Source organism: Bartonella sp. AA2SXKL (assembly GCF_042197205.1).
Classification (GTDB): domain Bacteria; phylum Pseudomonadota; class Alphaproteobacteria; order Rhizobiales; family Rhizobiaceae; genus Bartonella.
In genome coordinates, this window is the sequence record NZ_JBHIRN010000212.1 from 358 (window position 1) to 638 (window position 281).

Genomic DNA, 281 nt, shown 5'->3' on the forward strand with positions numbered 1-281 from the left:
TGCAACGGCTATCGGCCTTTTTGTGGCTATTCCCGCTGTTGTTATGTATAATAGCCTGATGCGTGCTTTGAGCGGTTATCGCAATGATTTGGGTGATATCGCTGCTGCACTTGAGAGACTCTTGAGCCGTGAACTCGATCGATATAGACAACAGAAAAGTCATAAACAATGAAAGCAAACTTTAATGAAGATTGGGATCTCGATGAGAGTGGGTTGCACAACGAGATCAATGTTACCCCTTTCATTGATGTCGTTTTAGTGTTGCTTATTGTTTTTATGGT

General features: G+C 42.0%; 2 protein-coding genes. Both read left to right on the forward strand.

The window, feature by feature from the left end; all coding sequences use genetic code 11:
• Nucleotides 1–172: MotA/TolQ/ExbB proton channel family protein (locus ACFINS_RS10755; protein WP_375706267.1), on the forward strand; the 172-nt coding region annotated here is incomplete at its 5' end.
• Nucleotides 169–281 (forward strand): biopolymer transporter ExbD (locus ACFINS_RS10760; protein WP_375706268.1); only part of this gene is annotated, 113 nt, incomplete at its 3' end. The genes ACFINS_RS10755 and ACFINS_RS10760, both read left to right, overlap by 4 nt.